Consider the following 26,320-nt stretch of genomic DNA (forward strand, 5'->3'; position numbering starts at 1 on the left):
GAAAAGCCGTTAGGTAAAGTTTTTCCAAAGAGGCGTTTCATGCCATCCCGAACCGTGGCGCGGCTGTCGCAACGGATGCAAAACATTGCTGCGCCTGCACTGCGGGCGCAAGTATCATGGATGAGCGATACTGCAGCGTTTCTTGATATTATTCGGCTCTGAGCACGATCTCGTCGGCGGTCGCGTGGATCGAGATCGTCATGTTGGCCTCGCGCGCCAGAAGCAGCGTGTAGTAAGGCTGGACCGAATGTGCGTCGATCGGCTCCTCGGGCTTATGGCCGGAATGCAGTTCGAGGAATTTCGGCGGCACGCGCAGCATCGGACCACTGGCCGACAGCGAAAAGCGCGGTTCGGTTTCGAGATTTTCCAGCGTGATCACCAGCTTGCCGCCGCGCGGGATCGCCGCATGGGCGACAAGAATGAGGTTGAGCAGCAGCTTGACCTTGTTCTTGGGCAGCAGCGCGCGCGAGCCGTTCCATACCAGTTCCGGTTTTTCGTTCTTCAAGAAGGCGATGGCCACGGCCTCGGCATCACCGGTGTCGATCATCATGCCGGCGGAACCCGCGGCGCCGAAGGCGATGCGGGCAAACTGCAGCCGCGCCGAGGCGTTCTTGGCGCTCTGGCGAATGAGCTTCATGGCGTCTTCGTCGGCGCCGCCTTCGTCGAGCAGTTCGAGGCCGTTGTTGATTGCGCCGACTGGCGAAATGATGTCGTGGCAGACGCGGCTGCAAAGCAGCGCCGCCAGATCGGGCGCGGAAAGGGTGAAGAGCTCGGCCATCGGTGAAATCCCTGCTTAAGTCACTGGTTCATGGCCGAGCGACCGTTTTCGCGCCCGCCCACACGAATCACGTGCCTCCCCAACGCTTTCTGAATACACAGCGCCTGAGCGCGCAGCAACAAATCCACAATTGCCGAGCGCGAAAATGGTGCGTTCACAAGGGGAAAACCGGTGGTCGCCGCTAAAGCTCAGCCTTCGAACCGCCATCTTCGTGTGGGAGCTTAATGGTTGAAAAAGGATTACGGCATAGTTTGCCTGTGATAGCCACCCTGAACGGCCGCCAAGAGCCGCAGGGGTGCGAGGCGTCGGCGAAAGTGCTCCCTGACGGAGATTGGAAGCATGTTTTCCCGATACTACGACCGGACATTCGTCCGTGTCCTCACCATGACCATCACACTCCTGGGGGCTTTGGTCCTTTCGACCGCGGCATCGCGGGCCCAACAGTACACAGCGCAGGAAATCATCGATTCCGGTCATAAATTCTTCGGCGAGACATCCGGTGGCCTGGCCACCGTCGTCGAGAAGATATTCGCGTCCTACGGCCTGCCGAACGGCTACCTGCTGGGCGAGGAGGGATCCGGGGCCCTCATCGGCGGCCTGACCTATGGCGAGGGGACGCTCTACACCAAGAACGCCGGCGACCATAAGGTGTTCTGGCAAGGGCCGTCGCTCGGCTGGGACTTCGGCGGCGAGGGCTCTCGGGTGATGATGCTGGTCTATAACCTCGACGACATCAGCAGCCTCTACAACCGCTTCGGCGGCGTGGCCGGGTCCGCTTATGTCATAGCCGGCGTGGGCTTCAACGTGCTGCAGAGCAACCGCGTGCTGATCGTGCCGATCCGCACCGGCGTCGGCGCTCGCCTCGGCGTCAATCTCGGCTATCTGAAGCTCACCGAAAGGCCGACCTGGAACCCCTTCTGATCGGGTTCTGCCCATTACAATCGCTCGGACCGTGCTCACCACGCCGCGGCAAGGTCTTGCCGCGGCGTTGAATTTCCGCCATGCCAGGTGGCACAATCCAGCGATTGCCGCTCCGTAAAGTGGATAGCTCGCCTTGGTCCAGTCGGTCCTGTTCTTCGCACTCGGTTTCCTTTGCGCCGCTTTTCTGGTGTCGCTGATCGCGCCGGCGGTCTGGCGGCGGGCCGTCGTGCTGACGCGCAGGCGCCTGGAGGCGTCGCTGCCGCTGACGCCTGCCGAGATCCAGGCGGACAAGGACCGGGTCCGGGCGGAGTATGCAATGATGACGCGCCGCCTGGAGATAACCGTCAAGACCTTGCGGGAGAAGGTGGCCGAGCAGGTGGTGGAGATCGCTCGCGGGCACGAGGCCTTGAAAGGGCTCGCGGTCGAAAAGAAGGACAAGAACCAGGCGCTCTCCGATCTGCAGGCCAAGAATGCGGAGCTCAGGCAGCGCGAGGAGGATATTCACCGCCTGTCGGAAAAGCTCGCACAGACCGAGCGGGCGTTGGAGAAGCGTGCGTTGGAGCTGCAGAAGCTCGAGCAGATGTATGATGACGCCAGCTTCTCGTCCTCGAACCGCCAGATCGAGCTGGTTGCGCGCGAAACCGAGCTGGAAAAGCTCGCCAGCGACATTGCGTTGCTCAAAGGCCAGCGCAAGGAGGCGGACAAGCGCAACCAGGAGATCGTCTCGGAAAGCAAGGCTGCGCGCGAAGCATTGAAGGCGGAGAAGAGGAAGACGGCCGAGCTCGAGAAGAAGGTGGGGCGCCTGCTCGCCACGCTTGCCGACCGTGAGGAGAAGCTGGACCGGCGCGAGAAGGAGCTCGCTCGAATGCGCGAACGGTCAAAGGAGACCGCCGCCGTAAACGGCGTGGCGCGGCTTTCTGCGGGCGCCGATACGAAAAGCGACGATGTCGACAAGGCAATCGCCAGGTTGGAGGGCGACCGCGAACGACTGGAGGCGAGGCTGACGGCACTGGCGCGCGAGAACAAGCGGCTGAAAACCGACCTTGCCGACTCTGGAGCGGCGAAACCCGAATCGACGGGAGATCCACGCTCCGGCGCCGGCCTTCGCGAGCAGATGAACGAACTGGCGGCCGAGGTCGTCAATCTGACGATGAAACTCGACGGGCCGGACTCCCCTATCGCCAAGGCCCTGGCGAGTGACGGGCAGCAAAATGGGATCGGCATCAGCCTTGCCGACCGCGTGAGGGCTTTGCAGAAGGCCGGCTCGTCCAACTGAGGAGACGATCGCGGGGCGTCCCCCAGGGATCGTTCCGTGGACTGCTATCGGGCGGAAAAGTGATGCAGGGCGATCGCCGAAGCCGCCGCGACGTTTAGGCTGTCGAACCCTTCTGCCATGGCAATCCTTACCGTGTGCAGGCGGGTAAGCAAATCCGGCGGCAGGCCTTCGCCTTCAGTGCCGAGATAGAGTGCCAGTCTGGCGGAATGCTGCGCGACCCGGATGTCGGTGGTGCCGCGCGGCGAGAGCGCGAACTGGCTGAAGCCAAGCCGGTCGAGCATGGCGGTGAAGGCCGCCGTATCGTCGAAGGACGCGAAGGGAACCTTCAGCGCCGCGCCGACGGAAACGCGGATTGCCTTGCGGTAAAGCGGATCGCAGCAGGTCCGGTCGAGCAGCACCGCGTCCGCGCCGAAGGCCGCGGCATTGCGGAAGATCGCCCCCATATTGTCGTGATTGGATATGCCGACCAGGACGACGGCTAAGGCGTGCCGAGGCAGGCCTTCCAACAGAAGCTCGGCGGGCGCTGGATCGCCGCGCATGCCGATCGCCAGGATGCCGCGATGCATGTGGAAGCCGGCTATCCGGTCCATGACCTCGCCGGCTGCGACATAGACCGGGAAATCCGAAGGCGCCTTGCGCAGGATTTCCTGCACACCGGCCAGCCTGTTTTCGAGGATGAGGGCAGACTCCGCGGGGAAGCGCCCTGTCGACAGCAAGAGGTCCAGCACCACCTTGCCCTCGGCGATGAAACGGCCACGCCTGCCGATGAGATCGCGCTCGCGGATGTCGAGATAGGCGGAGACGCGCGGGTCCCGAGGGTCGTCGATGGGGATGAGGTTCATACAGGCCTCGCCGAAGATTGGTCAGCGAGGTAATGAGCGACTGGAGCCGCGGGTCAAGCCCCGGCGCGGCGCAACCGATAGGCCATCTGGGAGAGATCGCCGTCGCCGAAAATACCTTCCAGCATACGCAGCAATTCGCGCACCGCTTCGGATTTGCAGGAGTAGTAGATCATCTGGCGGTCGCGCCGCGTCTCGACAAGATTGAGCGCCCTCAGCTTGGCGAGATGCTGCGACAGCGCGGACTGGCTGAGTTGCACCTTTTCGGCGATGGCGCCGACCGACATTTCGCCATCGATCAGATAGGCCACGATCAGCAAACGCTTTTCGTTGCCCATGAGAGTGAGAAACGCGGCGGCCGATTCCGCATTGGCGATTAGTTTGTTTGAGATCATAGATCCCCCAAGGGTCCTGGCTCATCCTGGCGCCAGGGGGCAATGGCGCCTGATTCCACAATGTTCAGATGTCGACAGGCGCTGCTGAATCAGCGCCATAACAAAGGTAGATCATTTCGTTTAACTATCAAGCGTTGCTTTCGCCGGCGTGCGATCAACTAACGTCTTGCTCTGCCGCGCGTCCCGCCTTCGCCATCTCGACGAGCACCGAACGCAATTCGCGCGCCGCTTGCAAAGGCTGGGGAAAGAAGATCCTCCAGGTTGCGTCCGGGGCGGCGAGATCCATGCCGTCGGCATCGAAGCCGGTGACGATCCAGCCGTCGCCCGAGGCGCCGCCGAAGTGACGGGCATAGAGGGCAATCGCGTCGCGATGGTCGGCATTCATGTGATCGAGTGCTGCCTGCTCGCTGCCGGCCAGTTCCTCGACAAGGGCGCCGCCGGTGATGAAATCGTCGCGCTCGAGAAGATAGGCCTTGCCGAAGCCGCCATTCAGGCTGGCGCGTCCAGGCTCGAGCCGGAAGAACGAGAAATCGCCGAGTCCGGCATAAAGCTTGGCCTTCGGATTGCGATTGAGGTAGCGGCGTTCGGCTCGGACCTGGTCGGCCGATCCCCGCTCCAGCCGCACGGCCCGGCATGACAGGCTGATGCGCGGATACGCCAGCGGATCGCCCTTGCCGGGCTCGCCGAGCAGCAGCGAGCAGCGCGGATCGGCGACGAGCGCGCCGGTGTGCGCGGACAGCATCGAGATCAGGATAAGCGGCGCGCCGTCGATGTCGGTGGCGACGCCGACCCTGCTTGCCAGCGGCGCGCCGGTGCCGGGCTCGATAACCGCGAGCGCGCCGAAACGCGCTGCGCGGATCAAGGTTTTCGCCAACCTGATCGCTTCGGCGTCGGTCTGGCGAATGACATCTTTTTTCGGTTCGGTCATAAGCTCACCCGAGATAAGTTGATTTCTATTCTCCGGTTATCGGCCGATTACACCCGCCTTTGCAAGGGCTGCGATTTCCTCCTGGCTGAAGCCAAAACGGGCCAATATGCTTGCGCTTTCGCGATCGGCGGCGGCCGGTGCTGCCACAGCCGCTGCCGGGGCATGCGAGAAACGCGGCGCCGGCGCTGGGCGCTCGAGCCCGCCAGACGTCACAAAGCTTTGCCTGGCGCGATTGTGCGGGTGGTTCCTGGCTTCGACCAGCGACAGCACGGGCGCGACACAGGCATCGGACCTGGCGAAAAGCTCGACCCATTCGTCGCGCGTTTTCTCCCTGACCCGGGCGGCAATCGCGACGCGCATCGCGGGCCACGATGACTTGTCATATTGGCTGCCGACAAAATGCCCGGCGAGCGGCAGCAGCCTGGCGAATTCGCCGAAGAAGCGCGGTTCGAGGCAGCCAACGGCAATGTGCCTTGCGTCCGCCGTCTCATAGGTGTCGTAAAATGGCGCGCCGGAATCGAGCAGGTTCTCGCCGCGCCTGTCGCTCCACAGACCCGCCGCCATGTAAGCGTGAATCGGCGCCGCGAGCATCGAGGCCCCCTCGATCATCGAGGCATCGACCACCTGGCCCTTTCCGGTCAGCGAACGCTGGAAAAGGGCGGCGAGCACGCCGGCAATAAGCATCATGGCGCCGCCACCTTGATCCGCGATGAGATTGAGCGGCGGCACGGGCGGCGCGTCCTTCCTGCCGATAGCATGCAGCAGGCCCGCATAAGCGAGATAGGTGATGTCGTGCCCCGCTCGCCCGGACAGCGGTCCGTCTTGGCCGAACCCGGTCAGGCGGCCATAGATCAGCGCCGGATTGCGTTGAAGCAGCACATCGGGCCCGAGGCCGAGGCGCTCCATCACACCGGGGCGGAAGCCTTCGACAAGCAAGTCTGCCCATGCCGCGAGCCGCAGCAAGAGCTCTGGGCCCGCCGGATGTTTGAGGTCGAGCTTGAGGATGGAACGGCCGTGGCGGTCGAGGTCGTATTCTTCCGGTAGGTCCAGAAGCGGCTGGCCGGCATCGGCGCGTTCGATGCGCAACACATCGGCGCCCATCTCGGCCAGCATCAGGGCGGCAAGCGGCACCGGGCCGAGCCCGGCCATTTCGATGACTTTTAAGCCGGCGAGCGGGCCGGTCTTTTCGGTGGAAGCACCGGCGCCTGTCGGCGAGCCAGTCATCTCGGCTTATTTCGGCGCCATGCGGATGGCGCCGTCGAGCCGGATGGTTTCGCCGTTGAGCATCTGGTTCTCGACGATGTGCAGCGCAAGGGCCGCATATTCCGACGGCTCGCCGAGCCGCGGCGGGAAGGGCACCGCGGCGCCGAGCGAATCCTGCACTTCCTGCGGCATGCCGGCCATCATCGGCGTCTTGAAGATGCCGGGCGCGATGGTGCAGACGCGAATGCCGGAGCGCGCCAGATCGCGCGCCACCGGCAGCGTCATGCCAACGACGCCGCCCTTGGAAGCAGAATAGGCGGCCTGCCCGATCTGACCGTCATAGGCGGCAACGGAGGCGGTGTTGACGATGACGCCGCGCTCGCCCCCGGCAAGCGGATCGAGCTTCGCCGTGCGATCGGCAACGAGGCGGATCATGTTGAACGTGCCGATCAGGTTGATCTCGATAACCTTGCGGTACTGGTCGAGCGGATGCGGTCCGTCCTTGCCGATCGTCTTCACGCCGATGGCTATGCCGGCGCAATTGACCAGGATGCGCGGTTCACCGAGCTTTCCAGTCACTTCGGCGATCGCGGCCGTGGCGCTGTCGCCGCTAGAGACATTGCATTGGACGGCAATGCCGCCGAGGTCGGCTGCGACCTTCGCCGCGCGCTCGATGCCCACATCGAGGATGGCGACGCGGGCGCCCTTGGCGGCAAGCGCGCGCGCCGTCGCCTCTCCCAGGCCGGATCCCCCGCCGGTGACGATCGCGATCTGGCCGTTCGGGTTCATGCAAGCCTCCCAGGGTTTCGAATTATGCTACGAGGCGCGCAGGGGAGGCGCAACCGCAATGGCCGGCTCGATCGACAACTGCGCATTGCTAACCGGCCGCGCCAGGGCCGGGGCAAATTCCGCAACCCTTGCCGTGTTGGCGTGGCAGACTTCACCGGCAAAGCGAGCGACGGCTCCGGACTTGATCTCGTGATGCAGCAGCCGGTCGAGATCGACCGGGCGCGGCATGGTTATCTGCCCGCGCGGGAAGCGCTTGAAGCCGAGCGGCCCATAATATGGCTCGTCGCCGACCAGGATGACGGCAGGCGCGCCGGCCTTCCTGGCCGCCTCCAGCGCGATCGCGACCAGCTTGCGGCCGATGCCGAGATTCTTGAAGGCGGGGCGCACCGCAAGCGGGCCGAGCATCATGGCGCGTCCCGCGCCCGCGGCCACGCGCGTCATGCGCACCGAGGCGATCACCGTGTCGTCCTTGACGGCGACATAGGACATCGAGCGGTCATGCCCGCCCGACTCGCGGATCTTGTAGGCGGCAAGCACGAAGCGGCCCGGGCCGAAGGCCTCGTCGTTGATGGCTTCGATTTCAGCATCATGCGCCGGGGTTTCCGGCAGGTATTTCACGTCGGCAAGGCTCATGGTCTTTGCGTTCCGGTATGCGAGGAAGGTTTGCTGCAAGCGGCAGCGTTCGCCAGTCAGCGCTTGTTAAGCGCGGGCGCCCTTTCGTCGTCGGTCGAACCGGATCGAGGCAAAGTCGAACATGGGCGCCTCCGCTAGCACCAATTTTGTGCCGCTGCAATCGGCGCTTTTTGTCTTTCTTTGTGTCATTTGACGAACTGGTTCGTCATTTGACGAACTGTTCAGCGCCGAGGGGCTTCGCCAACCCGGCTATCGGCCTAGATTATTGCGAACCGCAGGGAGATTTCCGCATGGGATTGCTGATCGAAGGCAAATGGCAGGACCGCCCGTTCGAGACCGACAGCGGCGGACGGTTCATTCGGAGAGAGTCGCAATGGCGCGACTGGATCACGCGTGACGGTAGTCCGGCGCAAGGCAGCAGGCGCGGCTTCAAGGCGGAACCCGGCCGCTATCACCTCTATGTCTCGCTTGCCTGCCCCTGGGCACACCGCACCCTGATCTTCCGTGCCCTGAAGAAGCTCGACGGCATCATCTCCGTATCGGTGGTGCACCACTTCATGGGCGAAAACGGCTGGACGTTCAAAGCCGAGGACGGCGCCACCGGGGACACGCTCTACGGCCTCGATTTCCTGCACCAGATCTACGCCAAAGCCGATCCGGCCTATTCAGGCCGCGTGACGGTGCCGGTGCTGTGGGACAAGCGGGAACAGACCATCGTCAACAACGAGTCCTCCGAGATCATCCGTATGCTCAATTCCGCCTTCGACGAATGGGGCGATGCGGGTCTCGACTTCTATCCGGCGGCGCTGCGCGCGGAGATCGACAGGATCAATGCGCAGGTCTACCCGGCAATCAACAACGGCGTTTATCGCGCCGGTTTCGCCACCACGCAGAAAGCCTACGAGGAAGCTTTCGGTGAATTGTTCCAGGCTCTCGACATGATCGAGGAGAGGCTGTCGCGACAGCGCTACCTGGCCGGCGAACACATCACCGAGGCCGATTGGCGGCTGTTCACGACGCTGGTTCGTTTCGATCCGGTCTATGTCGGCCACTTCAAATGCAACTTGCGCCGCATCGCCGACTATCCGAACCTGTCGAATTATCTGCGCGATCTCTATCAGGTGCCCGGCGTCTCCGGCACGGTCAACCTGCACCACATCAAGTCGCATTATTACGGCAGCCACAGATCGATCAATCCGACGGGGATCGTTCCGGTGGGGCCAGAGCTCGATTATGCGGCTCCGCATGACCGGGGTAGGTTCAGGAAGGCGGCGTGACTACCAATATGGTGAGATGCGCTCACCGCCGAAAACCTCCGCTATCCGCCGCAATGTCGCCGGGGTCGTGCCCTCCGGCAAATGATCGAGCGGGAAGAAGCCCGCTTCGGCGATCTCATGGTCGGGCCGTTTCGGAGCCGTCTGGCTGAAGGCTTCGATCAGATAAAGGCCGACATGGTCGCGCTTGCTGGAGCGGCGATTGAAATGCATCGACTTCAGCACCGGCGGCGCGGTCAGCGCGATGTTGCCTTCTTCGGCAAGCTCGCGCGCCAGCGCATCCTCAAGCGTCTCGCCGGGCTCGACGCCTCCGCCGGGCAATTGCCAGCCCGGCACATAGGTGTGTCGGATAAGGAAGACTGAATTGGATGCGCGGTCATGGACCAGGCCGCGCACGCCGAGAGTCATCGGGCGGCGCAGCAGGAAATAGAAGTGGAAAAGCCTCGCGCGCAGCCCAGGCCAGCCGGTCTGGCGGAAGGCCTCTTCCGGATCGGCGCGGACGTTCATGCTACCATCCTAAGGCGAACAGCAAAGGGTGAGTGGAAAGCCTCGCCGGCGTCGCTTAAGAAGGGGCCATGTTCAGGCTCGCGCATATTTCCGATGCTCATCTGGGACCGCTGCCCGATGTAACCTATCGCGACCTCGCGTCCAAGCGCGTGCTGGGCTATGTCAACTGGCAGCGCAACCGACGCCGCCATATGCATGACGCTGTCATCGACACGATCGTCGCCGACATCAAGGCGAGCGCGCCGGACCATCTCGCCGTCACCGGAGACCTCGTCAACCTGGCGCTCGACGGCGAGATCGAGATGGCCAAGCACTGGCTGGAGACGCTCGGATCGCCGCACGACGTTTCCGTGGTTCCCGGCAACCACGACGCCTATGTGCCGGGCGCCTTCGACAAGGTCTGCCGGGCATGGGCTCCCTGGATGACGGGCGACGGCGTCAACAGTCCGGTCGACCGCGATTCCTTTCCGTATCTGCGCGTGCGTGGCAATGTCGCGCTGATCGGCGTCACCACGGCGCGCGCCACCGCACCCTTCATGGCCAACGGCTTCTTCATGGAAGGGCAGGCCGAACGGCTCGGCAAGGTCCTCGATGATACCGCGAAACGGGGGCTCTTCCGGATCATCATGATCCACCACCCGCCGGTGCGCGGCGCGGTCCCGCAGCACAAGCGTCTGTTCGGCATTGCCCGTTTTCACAAGGTCGTTCGCCGGCATGGCGCGGAACTCGTCCTGCACGGCCACTCGCACCTGCCGTCCTTGTTCACCATCGGCGCACGCGGCGCCAAGGTGCCGGTGGTCGGTGTTGCCGCCGCCGGCCAGGCGCCGGGTGGCAACCATCCGGCGGCGCAGTACAACATGTTCGAAATCGATGGTGAAAGGGGCAACTGGCGCCTGCGCCTGACCAGGCGCGGCCTGACCGGACCGGCCATGCCGCCTTCGGACCTCCAGACCATGGACCTCGACGTGCCGGCAGACGGGCGCCAACTCGTCAGAAGCTGATCTTCATCTGCATGATGCGGTCCCAGAACAACGCCAGCGAAACCGCCAGGCCGACAAGGGCGCCGGCGGCGATCAGGCCAAGGCCGGCGAAGAAGGTTGTCCAGCCGTTGCGGCCCGTTTCGGATCGGATAGGCGGCTCCGCTTCCTGCACCACGTGTCGATGCAGGCCGGGAACGGCGCTTTCCATGCCGCCCTCCATCATGCGCTGCCGCTCGACGACGCGTTCGGCCACGTAGCGCGTGACAGCGTCGGCGACGGCTTTCATCTCGGTCGATTCAGCCAGCACCACACGGCCGACGCGCGTGTCCTTGAGGAAGCGGTAGGTTCGGCGGTCGCGTCCCATTGCGACGTGGCTTACCGCGTCGATCCATAGCCGCGGCTGCAGGCCCGACGAGACGGCGAAGTCGAAGCTGTCGATGTCGGCCGGGACATCGGCAAAGACGGGGGCGAGCTCAACTGCCAGCAGATCGAGCCGCATGCGGTGAGCCTCGCGCATGTCGACAACCACGTCATCGCGGTCGGCGAAGGCGTTCTTGACGTCGCGTATGGCATCCGAAAGCTTTCGCGATGGCTCGATCGGGGTGATTATGTCGCCTGCATCCTTCATGGGCGGCCGCCTCGCTGCTGGTTAACAGCGAGTTAACACAGTCGCCGGCAAAATGCACGCCGATGACATAGCGGGCCGCAGCCTCGGTCCAGGCGGAAATTCGTTTCGAATCTTTTCGGCTGGTCTGGGGGCCAACCCCGGCAGGGACATCGCCCCGCGATCAACTGGCCGCGGCGCCCAGCGCCGGACGCAACCGCCTGGCGCGCCGTCGCGTGTTGCGGCGCACGATCTCGGCGATCAGATCCGGGGCCTCCTCGACCAGCATGTGACCCGCGTCAAGGACATGGTGCAGATGGAAATGCGACGGCAGAGCTTCGGCCTGCTCGACAGGCAGGAGCGGATCCTCCGCTCCCCAGACAACAATCACCGGCATGTCGAGCCCCTCGAGCTGCGCTCGAGGGATGACCCCTTGCCGGTCATCCTTGGTCATCGCCGCCGCCATATCGATCAAGGTCTGCAACTGGCCGGGCTGTTTGCGCATGAGGGAGAGGGCGTCCACCACGTGGTCGGGCGGCAAGCTGCGCGGGGCCGACATGGCCGCAAGGCTGGCGCGGATCTGCCTCCTGCCGGAAGCCGCCGCATAGCGGCGCAGCAGGGCTGCGTTTATCTCCGGACCGAAGCCGCCGGGCGCCAACAGCGTGAGCGAAGCCACGATGCCAGGATCGGCTAGCGCCATCAACGTGGCGATCGCGCCGCCCATGGAATGACCGACGAGATGGACCTTGGTCAGCTGGCGGGCGGCGAGATCGGCGAGGATGGCTCGCGCGGCCGGCTTGGCGCCTCCCATGCCTTCGCATTGCAGCGAACGACCATGGCCCGGCAGGTCGTAGGCCAACACTCGAGCCTCCGCCGCCAGCGGCGCCATGACGTCGCGCCAGATCTCACGGCAAGCTCCGAAGCCGTGCAGAAGGACGATCGTCTTCGGACCGGCGCCGCCCTCGACGGCATAAGGGAAGGGAAGCATGAAAAATGGAGCTGTGAACAAGGCAGGCTGCAATTGGAAATTGTGGCTGAATTGCTCCCGATCCAGAGGGATAGCCAGTAAAATTTTCGCGACCGAAGCGGCCTGTCAGGCGCTCGACGCGCAAGCGCGTCCTAATAGGTTTCGGATCACAGCGTGATACTTCCGCACTGCGGCCATCGGCTGGCACAAACACGGGCGGAAGGTGTGCCTATGTCCTTGTCTTGCTGCAATTCCGGCACGAAGGCTGCGGCGTGGCCGCCGAACCCAACCGCCCACGCTTTTCCGGCAAGTTCTTTAGCTCGGATTGCCGATCCCGGCGGCACGCAAGGATTGCACCAGCCGATCGGTGAGATCCGCCGGATATTTGCGGTCGACGAATGTCGCGCGCGGGTCGGCGGCGAATTTCGGGAATTCGGTGGTGAGCTCGTTGGCAAGCTCGCCCGCCAGCTTGTCCCGACCCGAAATCTTGGCGCCGATCAGGCGCGCGGCCAGATAATGCGACTTGGATGCCGTCGTGCGCAGCGACTCGCTGGCGATGGCGGCCTTTTTCATGTCGCCCTGCATGAAGGCGCCGACGAACAGGCCATAGTCCCACCAGGTCGGATGGCCGCTGAAGGCCTCGACCGCGTGGCCCAGGATCGGCGTTCCCTCATCATATTTGCCGGCGAAGATCAGCCCGTAGCCATAGGCGGCGGCCATGCCGAGATCATACGGGTTGAGTTCGTAGGCCTTGCGCGTCAAGCGGATCGCTTCGTCCGCGTTGCCGAGGCGCGAGTTGAGGTAGCCGAGGGCGCGATGCGCGTGCGGGTTCATAGGCCCCATCTGGACGGCGCGATGCGCAAGCGACATGGCCTTTTCGAGCGTCGCATCGGGTGGATAGGGATAGTGGACGGTGACGGCCTCCCCATGAAGCGCGGCCAGCTCCGCGTAGACAAGCGACGATTTGGTGCCTTCGCTGGTGAGCTTCTCCAGGCAGCGATAGGCAGCTTCGTGCGTCTTGGCGTTCATGTCGAGATAGTAGTGGTCGTCGAGCACCAGGCATCCGATCTGGCTCGTGCGGATGTCGCTCTGGTCGATGTAGCTGTAGATCGCGCCGGAAGCGGGAACGGTCGACGTGAGGAGGCTGGCGATGTTGCTTTCAACCACACCAGGCGCGGTTTCGGCCGATGTCAGGTTGCGCGACAGCAGGACCCGGCCGGTCGCGACGCTCTGCAATTCCACCGTGACGTCGCCGGCGGCGGGCCCGGGGACAATATCGAAGACGAAACTAATCGGGTCGGCCGATTGATCGCGCGTTGAATCCGCGTCGCGCCCGATGAAGTCGATGGTGTCGAAACCGGCAAGGCCGGCGCGCAGCGACGACGCGACGCGAGCCGCCTCCGCTCCATCGGCTTTCGTGGCAAGGTAGATGAGCGGCAAGGAGTCGAATATCGGCTGAGCGGCGGTGCCGGCAGCGCCCGCCGTTGCGGCCGTCGCCGCCGTGTCGCCGCCGCCAAGGAAGGCATTGCCCTGGCGAAGGATGAGCAGGCCTAGCATGGCAATGACCAGAACCATGGCAGCCCAGAAGAACCGCAACTGCCGCGTCAGTGATTGTGCAGGTGCGGCTGATGCAATGGGGGCCGCAGGCTCGCCCGGCGTCGGGCTGTCGAGATATTCGGCCGCGGCCGGGGCGGCTTCGGCCGACGCCTGGGGTAGGCGCGCGATGTTGCCGGTCGCGGATTTTGCGTCGCCGGGCAGGCGGATTGCGTTCAGTTCATAGGAAGGAACATAACCGCCGCGCGGGATCGCGATGCGAACCGGCTCGGCGACGCCTTCATTGGCGAAGTATTGGTCCAGAAGCTCGCGCAAGCGGCCGGCCTGGACCCTGACCACGGCATCGGTGGAGGCATCGAAATCGCCGTCCTTGCCGAAGACGTCCATGGCGATGGAAACGCCCTTCAGCCTGTCCGCCTCGCCGGCCTGCTCGCGTTCGACGAGATAGCGTAACAGCCTGCGTGCACGCTCGGAGCGTCCGAACGTCTCGCTGGCAAGCAGTCGCTCCAATGTCTCGCGCACTGCGGGGGCGGCAGGCGGGGCATGCTCCAAGTGTCGATCCTTTCGAACTCGGCACAGGTTAGGTCGTGATAATATAGCGCTCGCGCCGGCACACAAGGACGCTTGTGTTATGCTTTCGCGTAAGCCACCGGAAATTCCCCCGCCGGTTAACGAGCGACGGGGAAATTGCGTCTGTTTTGCAACACGGTTAGGGAGCCTGGCTGGTCAGCCGGCCTTCCCACCGATGATGCGGTTGGCGGCCGAAACGACGGCCTCCAGCGAGGCGGCGACGATGTTGGTGTTGATGCCGGCGCCGAACAGCTTGCCGCCCGGATATTCCATCTCGACATAGGAGATGGCCGACGCGTTGGAGCCGCGCTGCAAGGAATGCTCCGAATAGTCGAGCACCGACATGTCGACGCCGACATGGCGCGAGAGCGCATCGACGAAGCCGTCGATCGGGCCGGTGCCCGAGCCGGTGATCGTCAGTTCCTTGCCGTTGTCGGTTATATCCGCCTCCACGATGCGCCGCCCCTTCACCTCGGTGTCGGGGAAGGTGCGGTGGTCGAGGAACTTCAGCCGTGCGCCGGGCTGGTCGACATAGGTTTCGAGGAAGCGTTCATGGATGCGCTTGGCCGGCACCTCCTTGCCTTCCGCATCGGTGATCGCCTGGATCGCCTGGCTGAACTCGATCTGCAGATTGCGCGGCAGATTGAGGCCGTAATCGGCCTGCAGCACATAGGCGATGCCGCCTTTGCCCGACTGCGAGTTGATGCGGATGATCGCCTCATAGGTGCGGCCGACATCGGCCGGGTCGATTGGCAGATAAGGCACTTCCCAGAGCGGCGTGTTGGCCTTCTTCAGCGCCTTCATGCCCTTGTTGATGGCATCCTGATGCGAGCCGGAGAAAGCCGTGTAGACCAGTTCGCCGACATAAGGATGGCGTTCCGGGATCTTCAACTGGTTCGAATATTCATAGACATCCTTCATCCGGTTGATGTCGGAGCAGTCGAGCTCCGGATCGACGCCCTGGGTGAACATGTTGAGCGCCAGCGTCACGATATCGACATTGCCGGTGCGCTCGCCATTGCCAAACAGCGTGCCTTCGACGCGGTCGGCCCCGGCCATCAGGCCGAGCTCGGTGGTGGCGATGCCGGTGCCGCGGTCGTTATGCGGATGCAGCGAGATGATCAGGTTCTCGCGGTTGTCGAGATTGCGGCACATCCACTCGATGCGGTCGGCATAGACGTTGGGCGTCGACATCTCGACCGTCGAGGGCAGGTTGATGATCAGCTTGTTGTCGGCCGTCGGCTTCACGATCTCGGTGACGGCGTTGCAGATCTCCAGCGCGACCTCGAGCTCGGTGCCGGTGAAGCTTTCGGGGGAGTATTCGAAGCGATAGCCGCCGCCGGCCTTGGCTGCCATGTCGGTGATCATCTTGGCGGCGTCGGTGGCGATGCGCTTGATGCCCGCGACATCCTTTTCGAAGACGACGCGGCGCTGCAGCTCGCTGGTCGAATTGTAGAAATGCACGATCGGGCGGCGCGCGCCCTTCAGCGCCTCGAAAGTGCGCGTGATCAGTTCCGGCCGGCACTGCACCAGCACCTGGAGCGACACGTCGGCGGGCACGCCGCCTTCCTCGATGCACCAGCGGGCGAAGTCGAAATCCGTTTGCGAGGCCGAGGGAAAGCCGATCTCGATTTCCTTGAAGCCCATGTCGAGGAGCAGCGCGAACATGCGCGCCTTGCGTTCATGACCCATGGGGTCGATCAGCGCCTGGTTGCCGTCGCGCAGGTCGACCGAACACCAGATCGGCGCCTTGTCGATCACCTTGTTCGGCCAGGTTCGGTCGGTCAGGCCGACGGTGGGGTAAGACTGGTACTTGCGGGCTGCATCCGGCATGTGGCCGGCCGCGCGCGTTCCGGCTTCAGCCTCGCCGGCGCGGATTTCTTCTCGTGCGTTCATCGTCTCTTCTCCGGGCGGCTCGCATGTTCGCCTTGGGCGTATTGATGGCGAGCGTCGCCTCTACCAGAATTTCATTCGCTTGATTATGACTTTGCCAAGGAGCATGCGCCTGAGACGGCGGGTATCGACCGCCGGGCGCTCCTTCAGCGAACCCGGCGATCGCCGATAAGGCCGAGAAGAAGCAGGGTCGAAGCGAGCGCGCGCGCGGTCTCGCCGGCAAAGCCGGGGCGAGAAGAAGCGACGGAGCGAACGCGCGTGGTCATGGCGGTTCTCTTACAGGAGCGGCCCGTCAGAGGCAAGCGGGACGCAGGAACGATTGCGCCTCGCCCGGTCTCTTCGCGGCGCCGACGTCTTCCCCGCGCCTCGTAAATGCGCCAGACTTGGTTTCGAACGCTTGGCTACCGAGCGAAGCTCCGGGGAGGGGTCGCCCATGAATTTCGTGTTCTTCTCGCCGCATTTTCCGGCCAACGGAGCCGATTTCTGCGACCGGCTGAAGAAGGCCGGCGCCACCGTGCTCGGCATTGGTGACGCGCCTTACGAGACCCTGAACGGCAAGCTGAAGGCCGCGCTTTCGGAATATTACCGCATCGCCGACATGGAGGATTACGACGCGGTGTTCCGGGCGATGGGCCATTTCATCCACAAATGGGGCCGCATCGACCGCTTTGAATCGCTCAACGAGCATTGGCTGGAGCTCGAGGCGAATATCCGCACCGATTTCAACATCTATGGCACCAAGCTCGACTTCGTGAAGAATTTGAAGCGCAAGAGCCGCATGCGCGCCTTCTTCCGCAAGAGCGGCGTCGAGACCATTCCGCAGCGCAAATGCTCCGACCGCGCCGGCGCCATGACCTTCATCCGGCGTGTCGGCTATCCGGTCGTGGTCAAGCCGGATTCAGGTTCCGGCGCCTCCAACACCTTCAAGATCTCCAATGCCAGGGAACTTGACCAGTTCTTCCGGGACAAGCCGGAGGACGTCACCTTCGTCATGGAGCAGTTCATCGAGGGGCTGGTGGTGACCTTCGACGGGCTGGTCAACCGCGACGGCGAGGTGGTGCTGGCAGCCAGCCACCGCTACGACCAGAGCATCATGGACGCGGTCAACAAGGACCGCCATATGAGCTACACCTGCTTTCCCGAGATCACGCCGGCGGTAGAGGAGGCGGGCCGCAAGATCCTGAAGGCGTTCGACGTGCGCGAACGCTTCTTCCACATCGAGCTGTTCGAGACCAAGGACAAGCGCATCATCGCGCTCGAGGTCAATATGCGCCCGCCCGGCGCCTGGATGACCGACGCTATCAACTACACATTCGACATCGACGTCTATGCCGCATGGGCCGAGATGGTGGTCAAGGATGCGGCCGGCGGCCCTTACAAGGGCAAGTATTTCACCGCCTATGCCAGCCGCAAACGCCATATCGACTATTTGCACAGCCATGCGGACGTGCTAGCCGCGCACGGCGACAAGATCGTCCACCACCAGGCCATCGAAGAGGTCTTCAGCCGCGCCATGGGCAATTACGCCTACCAGATGCGTTCGAAGGATCCGAAGGCGCTGCGCCAGGCGGTCGACTATATCCACGCGGAAAAGGCCTGAGCCGATGGACGTCTCCTATCACAAGGGCCATGCCCGCAATCTCGGCCGCGACATGGAATACAAGCGCTACGGCCATGCCGGGCGCCCGGTGGTGGTGTTCCCGACCTCGCAAGGGCGCTTCTACCAGTTCGAGGATTCGGGCGGGGTCGCGGCGCTTGCCGAGTTCATCGATACCGGCCGCATTCAGCTCTTCACGCTCGACGGCATCGATTCGGAATCCTTCTTCAACAAGCATGCCGATGCGGCGCATCGCATCGCGCGGCACGAGGCCTATTTCCGCTATGTGCGCGAAGAGGCGCTGCCGGAGCTGCAGGCGGCCGCCGCCAAGTCCAATGGCGGGCGCAATCTCAAGCCGCTGTTCAGCGGCTGCTCGATGGGCGGCTACCATTCGTCGAACTTCGTGTTCCGCTTCCCGGAACTGGCAAGCGGCGTCATCTCGCTGTCCGGCGTCTATTCGGCCAGCGATTTTTTCGGCCGGGCGCTGGAAGGCAACATCTATTTCAATTCGCCGCTCGATTACCTGCCGGGCATCGTCGACCAGAAGCTGCTCGGGCGGCTCAGGGCGCTCAGGCTGATCTTCTGCTGCGGCCAGGGCGCCTGGGAAGAGCGCATGCTGGTCGAGACGCGCGAGCTGGAACAGGTGCTGCGCGACAAGTCCATCCCGGCCTGGGTGGACTATTGGGGCGGCGACGTCAGCCATGACTGGCCGTGGTGGCACAAGCAACTGGTCTATTTCTTCGGCCGCTGGCTGGATGACGATCTGATGCACAGGCTGGATTGATGACCACGCCCGATCCGATCCGCCGCTTTGTCGAGGCCACCAATGCCGGCGATAGCGAAGCGTTTCTCGACACGTTCACCGAGAAGGCTTTCCTGAGCGACTGGGGCCGCGATTTCCACGGACGCGACGGGCTCGCGCGGTGGAACCAGTCGGACAATATCGGCGCGCAGTCCAATCTTCGCATCGTCCGCATCACGCGGCGCGACGGCGTCTACCATGCCCGCGTTGCGGTGACGGGCAATGGTTTCAACGGCGAGGGCGACATGGCCTTCACGCTGGACGGCGACCGGATCGCAAGCTTGGTCATCAGCTGAAGCATGACGCGTCAAGCAGGGCGTCCGGCGCAGAAGCCGGATGACCTGCCTTGGCTGGTGGCGTCAGCCTTCCTGGCATGCCGGGACAGGAGCGACGTCCTGCTCGGGCGCCGATCCGCGACGCAGGCCGACGAAGACGACGACGGCCGTCAGCACCGTGATGGTCGCCAGCACGACGAGCAGCCGGTCGAAAGCGGTCTCATAGGCCCGGATGAGGACTGTGACGCCAGCCATCGGCAGGTGTTGCGTCGTTCCGCCGAGGTTGCCGGTCACCAGCAGTTGCGCGGCCGATGCCGCATCGGCGGGCGAAGCCAGCCCTTGAGCGCCGAGCTGCGTGGCGGTGAAGCCCGACAGGACCGCCATGACGACCGCCAGGGCCACGCCCTCGCTGGCGACGCGGGTGGTGTTGAAGATGCCGACCGCCATGCCGGCGCGCTCCTTCGGCACGACGCTGACCGCAAGTCCGTCCATCAAACCCCAGGGCAGGGCGATGCCGATGCCGATCAGGACCAGCGGGGCCACCAGTGCGCTGTCCGCCGCGGGCACACGGCTGAGCCAGACAAGGCCGGCGGCGGCGATCAGCAGGCCAACGCCGCAGATCGTGGCCGGGGCAATCCAGCGTGCCGCCTGGCCCGCCAGCAGCGGCAAGATCAGCAGCGGCCCGGAGAGGCATATCATCAATTGCCCCGCTTTGATCTCGCTCATCCCCTCGATGCCGATGAAGCGGATCGGCAAGAGCACGAGCAGGACGACGAAAGCATAAGCGGGTGCCGCGGCCAGGAACTGGACACCGACGAAACGCGGGAAGCGGAACAGTGTCAGATCCAGCATCGGCCGGCCCACGCGCCGCTCGACTATGACGAAGGCGGCAAAGCAGACGGCAGCCACGCCAAGGAGCGCGAGAACGAAGGGATTGGCCCAGCCGCTCTGCGGCGCCTGCAGCACGCCATAAGTCAGCGCGGCAAGCGCGATGGTGAAGGTGCCGGCTCCCGCCCAATCGAGCCCGGTTGCATCCGGGTCGTGCGATTCGGCGACGGTGCCCAGGCCGAGCGCGCCTGCGGCAACGCCAAGCGCCGCCACGAGGAGAAAGATCGCGCGCCAGCCGAATGTATCGATGAGCAGGCCGGAGGCGACAGGGCCGAAGGCGAGCCCGATGCCGAAGCTGGTGCCGAGGAAACTGAAGGCGCGCAGCCGCGATTGCCCGTCGAATTCCTGGGCAAGTCCTGAGGCACCGCCGGCGAAGGCGGCAGCGCCGCCTATGCCTTGCAAGGCACGGAACATGTCGAACCAGACGATGTCCGGCGCCAGCATGCAGCCCAGCGCGGCAAGGATATAGGTGGCGAGGCCGGTGAGGAAGACCCGCTTGCGGCCATGGTTGTCGGCCAATGCTCCGGCCGCCATCAGGCCGGCGCCGAAGGTCAGCATGAAGGCATTGGTCACCCAGTTGAGCGCGAGCGGACTGCCCTCGAGATCGGCGGCAATGCGGGACAGCGCCACGGCCGGCCCGGTGAAGCTCAACGGCATCGTCATGGCGGCGAGGCAGACCGACAGCAGCACAAGCCATCTGCCGGCGGGGCCGGTTCCGGTCATCAAAGTCATGGATTTTCCTATCCGAGGCGGGGTTGCCGGCGTGCCGCGGACTGGCGGCGCCGATCGCAACCGCAAGATAGGGCAGGGACATTTCCGGCAAAATAGTATCAAATCTCCATTCATACCGGAATGAAGCGCTCGAATGGATTCAAGCGATGGATCGTCTCAACGGCCTTCTTGCCTTTGCACGCACCGCCGAGTTCGGCAGTTTTGTCAGCGCGGGGCGAGCGCTCGGCATCTCCGCTTCCGCCGTCGGCAAGAGCGTCGCCCGGCTCGAGCAGGAACTCGGCGTGCGGCTCCTGCAGCGCAGCACGCGGCGCATCGGCCTGACCGAGGAAGGCAAGCTGTTCAACGAGCGGGTACGCCGCATTCTCGACGACATCGACGATGCCGAGGCGATGCTGTCGCGGACACGCGAGACGCCGCACGGGCGGCTGCGGATCTCCACCCCGATCGTCACCTATCACCTGCTGTTGCCGGTGCTGTCGGAATTCATGGCGCGATACCCGGAAATCGAGCTCGATATCGATTTCAACGACCGCGTCGTGGACGTCATCGAAGAGGGTATCGACGTCGCGATCCGCAGCGGCGAGCTGCCCGATTCACGACTGGTGTCGAGGCCGGTCGCGCCCTTTCGCATGATCCTGTGCGCGGCCGCTTCCTACCTCGACCGCCATGGCACGCCCGGAACGCCGGCGGACCTTTCGGCGCATTTCGGCATACATTTCCGCTTTCTCAACAGCGGCAGGCTGCTCCATTGGCCGTTCATCACCGGGAGCGCCGCGCCGCAGATACGCTCCATGCTGACCTGCAACAACATGGAGGCATTGAAGGGCGCGACGCTTGCCGGGCTCGGCATCGCCTGCATGCCCGATTTCCTGGTGCGGGAGGCGCTGCACGACGGAAGGCTGCGCACCGTGCTCGACGACCATGTCGACGGCCGCGGCCAGTTTCGCATGCTGTGGCCATCCAATCGCCACCTCTCGCCCAAGGTGCGCGTCTTCGTCGATTTCCTGCCCGAGCGGCTTGCTGTCGGGCGATAGATTCCGCCCCGGGCCGCCTGTGATCAATAGGTCGTGCGCCCGCCGGAGAGATCGAACGTCGCGCCGGTGGTGAAGGAGTTCTCGTCCGACAGCATGAAGGCGATCATGGCGGCCGCCTCCTCGACCTCGACGAAACGGCCGCGCGGCACCTTGCCCAGCATGTAGGCGACCTGGGCCTCGGTGAGCTGCTCCAGAATGCGGGTGCGGGCAGGCGAGGGCGTGAGCGCGTTGACGGCTATGTCGTATCCGGCGAGCTCCTTGCCGAGCGATTTGGTCAGCGCCAGCACGCCGGCCTTGGCGGCCGAATAGGCAGCGGCGTTGGGATTGCCCTCCTTGCCGGCCACCGAGGAGATGTTGACGATGCGGCCATAGTTGCGCGCGACCATGCCGGGCACCAGGCGCTTGCAGCAATAGAAGACGCCGTTGAGGTCGATATCGACGATCTGGCGCCAGGCGGCGGGATCGTAGTCCACCACGGTCGCCGCCGGCCCGGCAATGCCGGCATTGTTGACGAGAAGATCGACGGGGCCAAGCGTCCGCTCGGTCTGGGCGGCGGCGCGATCGACGGCCTCGATCTGCGACTGGTCGCAAAGGATGGCCTCGACGCGGCCGAACGAAGCGAGTTCGGCTACGGCCTTGGCCATTGCGGCCTGGTCGATGTCCCAGATGGCCACGCTGACGCCCGACGACAACAAGCGTCGCGCGACCGCAAGGCCGATGCCTTGCGCGCCGCCGGTCACCACGGCGACGCGGCCGGAAAGATCGACGGCATTCACACGACGGTTCATGGGCATTTTCCTCGCTCCCACCTTGCAATAGCGTGGATCAGGCCCTGACGTTTCGCGCCACCAGCCTGGCTACGCTTGGCCCAATGAGCAGCACGACCAGGAAGCGTGCCGACTGCAAGGCCATGACGAAGGAGATGTCGACGTTGCGCGCCGCGGCGGCGATGATTGCGACGCTGTCCATGCCGCCGGGGCTGGTCGCCAGATAGGCGGTCAGCGGATCGATGCCGAGCAGGCGGCTGATGACGAAGGCCATGCCGCCGCAAAAGGCGATCAGCGCGACGATCGAGCCGATGATCTGCGGCAGGGCGCGCGCCGCGTGGCGCAGGATCGGGCGCGTGAAGTTCAGCCCGATCGACCAGCCGACCATGGCGTAGCTGATCGCCAGCAGCCAAGGCGGCAATTGCATCGGCGCGCCGAGGCCGAGATGGATCAGCGCGCCGAAAATGAAGGTGCCGAGAAAGTACGGCGAGGGCAGCCTGACCAGCTTTCCGGCCAAGCCGCCGACGATCGCGATGCCGATGGTGACGGCAAAGGCGAAGGCATCGATCGGCGGAAACCAGACGATCGGCGGAACCTCGACGCCGGATGTGTCGACCCACATCCTGGCGACGAGCGCGGCCGTCATCGAGACGAAGATGACGCGCAGATACTGCATGAAGGCGACGAGACGCTGGTCGGCGCCAAAGGCGCCGGCCATCAGCACCATGGCCGTGGCGGCGCCGGGCGAGGAGCCCCAGACCGCCGTGGTGCCGGGCAGGATGCGCCAGCGGCTGATAAGCCAGCCGAGCAGGCTGGAGGCGGTAACGGTTGCCATCACCACACCGAGGAAGAGCGGCCATTCCTTGTAGAAGGCCGCAAAGATGTCGGCGGAGATCGAATTCGCCACCAGGCAGCCGACGATCGCCTGGGCCGAGCCGAACAGGAGGCGCGGCACGCGCACCGTGGCGCCGTTGGTGCCGGAGAGGATCGCGGCAAGCATAGGGCCGATCAGCAGCGCCGCCGGTAGTGCAGCGAGCTCCAGCGCGCCGGCGAAGAGCAGGGAAAACACAAGCAGCACCAGCCATTGCCGCGGCTGGCGCAATCGCGCCATGCGTTCAATGGGCGCTTGGTTCGGGGCTGGCTGCTCCGGCGAAGAGTCCATATCCGGCTCTTAGACCTGATGCAGACAAATGCGAACCCGCTTTTCGCGGACAATCCGTGTCGAGGCGGTCAGCCGGCCTTTTCGGGCGCGGGGAGGCCGACGCCGCCGACCGGATGAGTCTCGATCTGGAATTCGAAGCCGGCGATGAAGGGACGCGCCCTGGCGATCGCGGCCTGGACTTCCGGCAGCTGCAGCGAGGCCTTGTGGCTCGCCTGGTCGGTCCATACTTCGGTGACCCAGATGGCATCTGCGTCGGCCGGATCGGTGGCGATGATGTAGCTCAGGCAGCCGGGGAGCGCGGCGGTGCTTTCGCGCAGCACGTCCATGACCGCATCGCGCTGGCCGCGCGCCGCCCGCATCTTGCCGATCAGTCCGTACATGCGTTGATCTCCCTCCAGGTTGCACGCGGCATCAAGTATGCAATCGCCGGGTCACGGCATCAACTGGCCGCCATTCACCTCGATCACCTGGCCGATGATGTAACCGCTCAGCAGATCGGACGACAGGAACAGATAGGCGCCGACGCAATCCTCGGCCGTTCCGGCGCGTCCCTGCGGAATGGTCGCGACCATCGCCTTGATCTGCTCGGCGCTCGAATAGCGTTCGTGGAACGGCGTCAGGATCGTGCCCGGCGCGACCGCGTTGACGCGGATGCCGAAGCCGATCAGCTCCTTGGCCATGCCGCGCGTCACGTTGGAGACAAAAGCCTTGGACGAACCATAGAGGCCGGCGCCGCCGCCGGCGCCGTTGCGGGCGGCGATCGAGGTGGTGTTGATGATGAAGCCGCCCTGGCGCTTCAGCCACGGGATCGCCTTGCGCGAGGCGGTCAGCACGGAGCGGGCGTTGAGGTCCATGACCGCGTCGTAATGCGCTTCGTCCTGATCGGCATAGGCGACGCGGCCGAGCATGCCGCCGGCATTGTTGACCAGGCCGTCGAGCCGGCCGAAATGGTTTGCGCTCTCGTCGACCACACGCTCGACGTCGGCAGGTATCGAAAAATCGCCCTGAACCAGAAACACCTCACCGCCATCATCGCGGATGGATTCGGCCACGGCTTCGGCGGGTGCGCGGCTCGCATTGTAATGCAGCGCGACGCGGCATTTCTGCGCCGCGTAGGCACGGGCAAGTGCTGCGCCGATGCCGGTAGAAGCGCCGGTGACCAGCACCGCCTTGCCGGCAAGATCAGGGATGGCAAGTGTCGTCATGTCGGCTAGCCTCCTGGTTGCCGTCTTTCGTAGGCCATTGCGGGGCTTGCCTTCAAGTGTTGGCGTTCAAGTGCGGGCGCGTTCAGGGCCTCAGATAGACATAGCCCTGCCGCTGCAGTTCGGCGAGTTTTACGACGCCCCCCTTCTCGGCAAGCTGGAAGCCCGGCAGCAGGTCCGTCAGCGTGATCTCCATGCCGTGCAGGGTGTTGCCGCAGGCCTGCGGGACGAGCCCCTGCTGGACGAGGCCGGCAAAGCGGCTGGAAACAGCGCCGGAAGCGCCCTTGGATTTGAAGGCGGCAAGAGCCGGACCGTGCACCACAAGCACGATGTCGACATCGCCGCCGGTGCCTTCATAGTGGTTCTTGATGTTGCCGAGGACGAAATTGACCTTGTCCGCGTCGCTGAGGTGATAGGCCACTTTCAGCTTCTCCTCAGTCGCCGCCGCGTTTGCCCGGCTCAGGCCGAATAGGCTTGCGGCACCGGCAAGACCGGCGCGAAAGATGTCACGGCGCAGCATCGTATCCTCCTTGTCTTGCCGCCTCGCATGATTTTGCATGGTCCGGGCGGCACTCCTGGACTAGCATACTCCAGTCCGGTCGGTGGGAGGAGGATCACATGACATCGAGGACCATGGTAGCGAGGACCACGGCTGGCGCGCTGCTTTGCGCTGCCCTTGCCGTTTTCGCCGGTTCGGCGCGCGCCGACAACACTCTCAGCCTCAAAGAGCTGAGCCCCAACGGCGCCGATGCCTGCTTCGGCCGCATCTATGACGCCGCCCATCTCAAGGCGCATCCGCACCAGAAAGTGGCGCGCATCTTCTTCTTCTACGGCCATGATCCGGTCAGCCGGCCGAACGAAGAGCCCCCCGCCAACCAGGATAACTCCTACAACGGCTTCCTCACCACCACGGTGCGCGACGGCAAGAAACCCGAATGGGCGAGCAGCTGGTGCAACAAGAACGACCCGAGCGATCCGTCGAGCGGCATCCGCTGCGGCATGGATTGCGACCGCACGCTGGCTTCGCTGAAGGTGGACGACAAGGGGAAGCTTCTTCTGTCCGCCCTATCGCAGGACGTCTATCTCGATCCCGACGCGTCGGAGTCGATGAGCAAGGCCGAATACAACAAGCAGGCGCTGGGCAGCGAGGACGACAATTTCAAGCTGGTTCCGATGCCGGCGGAGACCTGCAAGGCGGAGTTCGCGCGCATCGACCCCATCGATCCGGCGCTGGGCGACCCGCTGCGCGTACGGCTGAAGCCCGATCAGCCCTTCTGCTTCGGGCGCGACTATGACGACGCGCATCTGAAATCGCATCCCAAGCAGCTGACGCAATCGATCCGCGTCTTCCGCGGGCCGGTCGAGCTTGCCTCCTTCGCCGCCGGCGGCCATGCCGCGAACTGGCCGGACGGGGCGGATATCGCCGTGTCGGTGACGACGCGGCAGAAAGGCAAAAAGGTCACGCAGACCTATTCCTGCCAGGGCGAGGGAGACCAGTGGCGCTGCTCGGCCAGCTCGAAGATGAGCGATTTTGCCTGCGACATTTCGCAGAAGGAGATCTTCCTCAAGCGCGGCGCCAACGGCACGATGATGCTGGCCAACCCCAACAATGCGGTGGCTGTCCTCGATCTCTGCTCGAAGGCGGCGAATGGCAAAACGAAATCGGACGACAAAATCTATCGGCTGCAGCCTATGCCGCAGTCGGCCTGCGCTCCGTAATCAGCGCTTCGTCATTCTATGGCGGAGCAAG

Annotated in this window: 27 protein-coding genes; 9 read left to right on the forward strand and 18 right to left on the reverse strand. The window is 64.3% G+C overall.

Annotated features, from left to right (window positions below; all coding sequences use genetic code 11):
- Nucleotides 1-148: 148 nt before the first annotated feature.
- Nucleotides 149-778: a histidine phosphotransferase family protein gene (locus tag EN862_RS03355; protein ID WP_095817211.1), complete on the reverse strand. Its 630-nt coding sequence runs from the start codon at nt 776-778 to the stop codon at nt 149-151.
- 384 nt (nt 779-1,162) lie between these two features.
- Between EN862_RS03355 and EN862_RS03360 the strand changes: the two genes are divergently transcribed.
- Nucleotides 1,163-1,699 (forward strand): EipA family protein, encoded by a 537-nt coding sequence (locus EN862_RS03360; protein ID WP_245431486.1) that lies wholly within the window; start codon nt 1,163-1,165, stop codon nt 1,697-1,699.
- Between the two features lie 133 nt (nt 1,700-1,832).
- Complete coding sequence (locus EN862_RS03365) at nt 1,833-2,975, forward strand: hypothetical protein (protein WP_127864433.1); 1,143 nt, start codon at nt 1,833-1,835, stop codon at nt 2,973-2,975.
- Nucleotides 2,976-3,019: 44 nt separating this feature from the next.
- On the opposite strand, the gene EN862_RS03370 is transcribed toward EN862_RS03365, so the two are convergent.
- The 6 genes from EN862_RS03370 to EN862_RS03395 all read right to left on the reverse strand — a co-directional run bounded on the left by EN862_RS03370 (nt 3,020) and on the right by EN862_RS03395 (nt 7,762).
- Nucleotides 3,020-3,817, reverse strand: a complete 798-nt coding sequence (locus EN862_RS03370) for an RNA methyltransferase (protein ID WP_127864434.1) — start codon at nt 3,815-3,817, stop codon at nt 3,020-3,022.
- 53 nt (nt 3,818-3,870) lie between these two features.
- Entirely contained in the window at nt 3,871-4,209 is a 339-nt protein-coding gene (locus EN862_RS03375; protein WP_127864435.1) for a metalloregulator ArsR/SmtB family transcription factor, read from the reverse strand.
- Between the two features lie 154 nt (nt 4,210-4,363).
- The gene (locus EN862_RS03380) at nt 4,364-5,137 is read right to left on the reverse strand and encodes a HugZ family protein (RefSeq protein WP_127864436.1); all 774 of its coding nucleotides are present in this window, start codon (nt 5,135-5,137) and stop codon (nt 4,364-4,366) included.
- Between the two features lie 36 nt (nt 5,138-5,173).
- On the reverse strand, nt 5,174-6,361 hold the full coding sequence (locus EN862_RS03385; RefSeq protein ID WP_127864437.1) for a CaiB/BaiF CoA-transferase family protein: 1,188 nt from the start codon (nt 6,359-6,361) through the stop codon (nt 5,174-5,176).
- A 6-nt stretch (nt 6,362-6,367) separates the two neighbouring features.
- Nucleotides 6,368-7,129, reverse strand: a complete 762-nt coding sequence (locus tag EN862_RS03390; protein WP_127864438.1) for a 3-hydroxyacyl-CoA dehydrogenase — start codon at nt 7,127-7,129, stop codon at nt 6,368-6,370.
- Between the two features lie 27 nt (nt 7,130-7,156).
- Entirely contained in the window at nt 7,157-7,762 is a 606-nt protein-coding gene (locus EN862_RS03395) for an N-acetyltransferase (protein ID WP_127864439.1), read from the reverse strand.
- 290 nt (nt 7,763-8,052) lie between these two features.
- Here EN862_RS03395 and EN862_RS03400 point away from each other — a divergent pair, with 290 nt between their 5' ends.
- Complete coding sequence (locus EN862_RS03400) at nt 8,053-9,039, forward strand: glutathione S-transferase family protein (protein WP_127864440.1); 987 nt, start codon at nt 8,053-8,055, stop codon at nt 9,037-9,039.
- Here EN862_RS03400 and EN862_RS03405 read toward each other — a convergent pair whose 3' ends face one another.
- Nucleotides 9,040-9,543, reverse strand: coding sequence for an NUDIX domain-containing protein (locus EN862_RS03405; protein WP_127864441.1), 504 nt, complete (start codon nt 9,541-9,543; stop codon nt 9,040-9,042).
- A 68-nt stretch (nt 9,544-9,611) separates the two neighbouring features.
- On the opposite strand from EN862_RS03405, the gene EN862_RS03410 reads away from it, so the two are divergent.
- Nucleotides 9,612-10,544, forward strand: a complete 933-nt coding sequence (locus EN862_RS03410; protein WP_127864442.1) for a metallophosphoesterase — start codon at nt 9,612-9,614, stop codon at nt 10,542-10,544.
- On the opposite strand, the gene EN862_RS03415 is transcribed toward EN862_RS03410, so the two are convergent.
- The 4 genes from EN862_RS03415 to leuA all read right to left on the reverse strand — a co-directional run bounded on the left by EN862_RS03415 (nt 10,534) and on the right by leuA (nt 16,114).
- Entirely contained in the window at nt 10,534-11,151 is a 618-nt protein-coding gene (locus EN862_RS03415; RefSeq protein WP_127864443.1) for a hypothetical protein, read from the reverse strand. The two genes, EN862_RS03410 and EN862_RS03415, sit on opposite strands and share 11 nt — an antisense overlap.
- Before the next feature lie 160 nt (nt 11,152-11,311).
- Entirely contained in the window at nt 11,312-12,115 is an 804-nt protein-coding gene (locus tag EN862_RS03420; RefSeq protein WP_127864837.1) for an alpha/beta fold hydrolase, read from the reverse strand.
- 294 nt (nt 12,116-12,409) lie between these two features.
- On the reverse strand, nt 12,410-14,200 hold the full coding sequence (locus EN862_RS03425; RefSeq protein WP_127864444.1) for a hypothetical protein: 1,791 nt from the start codon (nt 14,198-14,200) through the stop codon (nt 12,410-12,412).
- A 174-nt stretch (nt 14,201-14,374) separates the two neighbouring features.
- Nucleotides 14,375-16,114: a 2-isopropylmalate synthase gene (gene leuA, locus EN862_RS03430; protein ID WP_127864445.1), complete on the reverse strand. Its 1,740-nt coding sequence runs from the start codon at nt 16,112-16,114 to the stop codon at nt 14,375-14,377.
- 430 nt (nt 16,115-16,544) lie between these two features.
- Here leuA and EN862_RS03440 point away from each other — a divergent pair, with 430 nt between their 5' ends.
- The 3 genes from EN862_RS03440 to EN862_RS03450 are packed head-to-tail and all read left to right on the forward strand — an operon-like array spanning nt 16,545 to nt 18,806.
- Nucleotides 16,545-17,711, forward strand: a complete 1,167-nt coding sequence (locus EN862_RS03440; protein ID WP_127864446.1) for an ATP-grasp domain-containing protein — start codon at nt 16,545-16,547, stop codon at nt 17,709-17,711.
- 4 nt (nt 17,712-17,715) lie between these two features.
- Nucleotides 17,716-18,492: an alpha/beta hydrolase-fold protein gene (locus EN862_RS03445; RefSeq protein ID WP_127864447.1), complete on the forward strand. Its 777-nt coding sequence runs from the start codon at nt 17,716-17,718 to the stop codon at nt 18,490-18,492.
- On the forward strand, nt 18,492-18,806 hold the full coding sequence (locus EN862_RS03450; protein ID WP_127864448.1) for a nuclear transport factor 2 family protein: 315 nt from the start codon (nt 18,492-18,494) through the stop codon (nt 18,804-18,806). Before EN862_RS03445 ends, EN862_RS03450 begins: the two co-directional genes overlap by 1 nt.
- Before the next feature lie 63 nt (nt 18,807-18,869).
- Here the strand turns inward: EN862_RS03450 and EN862_RS03455 are convergent, their stop codons facing one another.
- Nucleotides 18,870-20,405, reverse strand: coding sequence for an MFS transporter (locus EN862_RS03455; protein ID WP_127864449.1), 1,536 nt, complete (start codon nt 20,403-20,405; stop codon nt 18,870-18,872).
- 146 nt (nt 20,406-20,551) lie between these two features.
- Between EN862_RS03455 and EN862_RS03460 the strand changes: the two genes are divergently transcribed.
- Entirely contained in the window at nt 20,552-21,439 is an 888-nt protein-coding gene (locus EN862_RS03460; RefSeq protein WP_127864450.1) for a LysR family transcriptional regulator, read from the forward strand.
- Between the two features lie 23 nt (nt 21,440-21,462).
- On the opposite strand, the gene EN862_RS03465 is transcribed toward EN862_RS03460, so the two are convergent.
- The 5 genes from EN862_RS03465 to EN862_RS03485 form a co-directional block, all read right to left on the reverse strand.
- Nucleotides 21,463-22,215 (reverse strand): SDR family NAD(P)-dependent oxidoreductase, encoded by a 753-nt coding sequence (locus EN862_RS03465; RefSeq protein WP_127864838.1) that lies wholly within the window; start codon nt 22,213-22,215, stop codon nt 21,463-21,465.
- Nucleotides 22,216-22,264: 49 nt separating this feature from the next.
- Complete coding sequence (locus EN862_RS03470; protein ID WP_127864451.1) at nt 22,265-23,368, reverse strand: AbrB family transcriptional regulator; 1,104 nt, start codon at nt 23,366-23,368, stop codon at nt 22,265-22,267.
- A 68-nt stretch (nt 23,369-23,436) separates the two neighbouring features.
- Nucleotides 23,437-23,748, reverse strand: coding sequence for a putative quinol monooxygenase (locus EN862_RS03475; protein ID WP_127864452.1), 312 nt, complete (start codon nt 23,746-23,748; stop codon nt 23,437-23,439).
- A 51-nt stretch (nt 23,749-23,799) separates the two neighbouring features.
- Complete coding sequence (locus EN862_RS03480; RefSeq protein ID WP_127864453.1) at nt 23,800-24,573, reverse strand: SDR family oxidoreductase; 774 nt, start codon at nt 24,571-24,573, stop codon at nt 23,800-23,802.
- A gap of 82 nt (nt 24,574-24,655) precedes the next feature.
- The gene (locus tag EN862_RS03485; protein WP_127864454.1) at nt 24,656-25,090 is read right to left on the reverse strand and encodes a DsrE family protein; all 435 of its coding nucleotides are present in this window, start codon (nt 25,088-25,090) and stop codon (nt 24,656-24,658) included.
- A 98-nt stretch (nt 25,091-25,188) separates the two neighbouring features.
- On the opposite strand from EN862_RS03485, the gene EN862_RS03490 reads away from it, so the two are divergent.
- A complete protein-coding gene (locus EN862_RS03490; RefSeq protein WP_127864455.1) occupies nt 25,189-26,289 on the forward strand; it encodes a hypothetical protein in 1,101 nt (366 codons plus the stop codon).
- The last annotated feature ends 31 nt before the right edge of the window (nt 26,290-26,320 follow it).

Source organism: Mesorhizobium sp. M2E.F.Ca.ET.219.01.1.1 (assembly GCF_004016445.2).
In the GTDB taxonomy this organism is placed as follows: domain Bacteria; phylum Pseudomonadota; class Alphaproteobacteria; order Rhizobiales; family Rhizobiaceae; genus Mesorhizobium.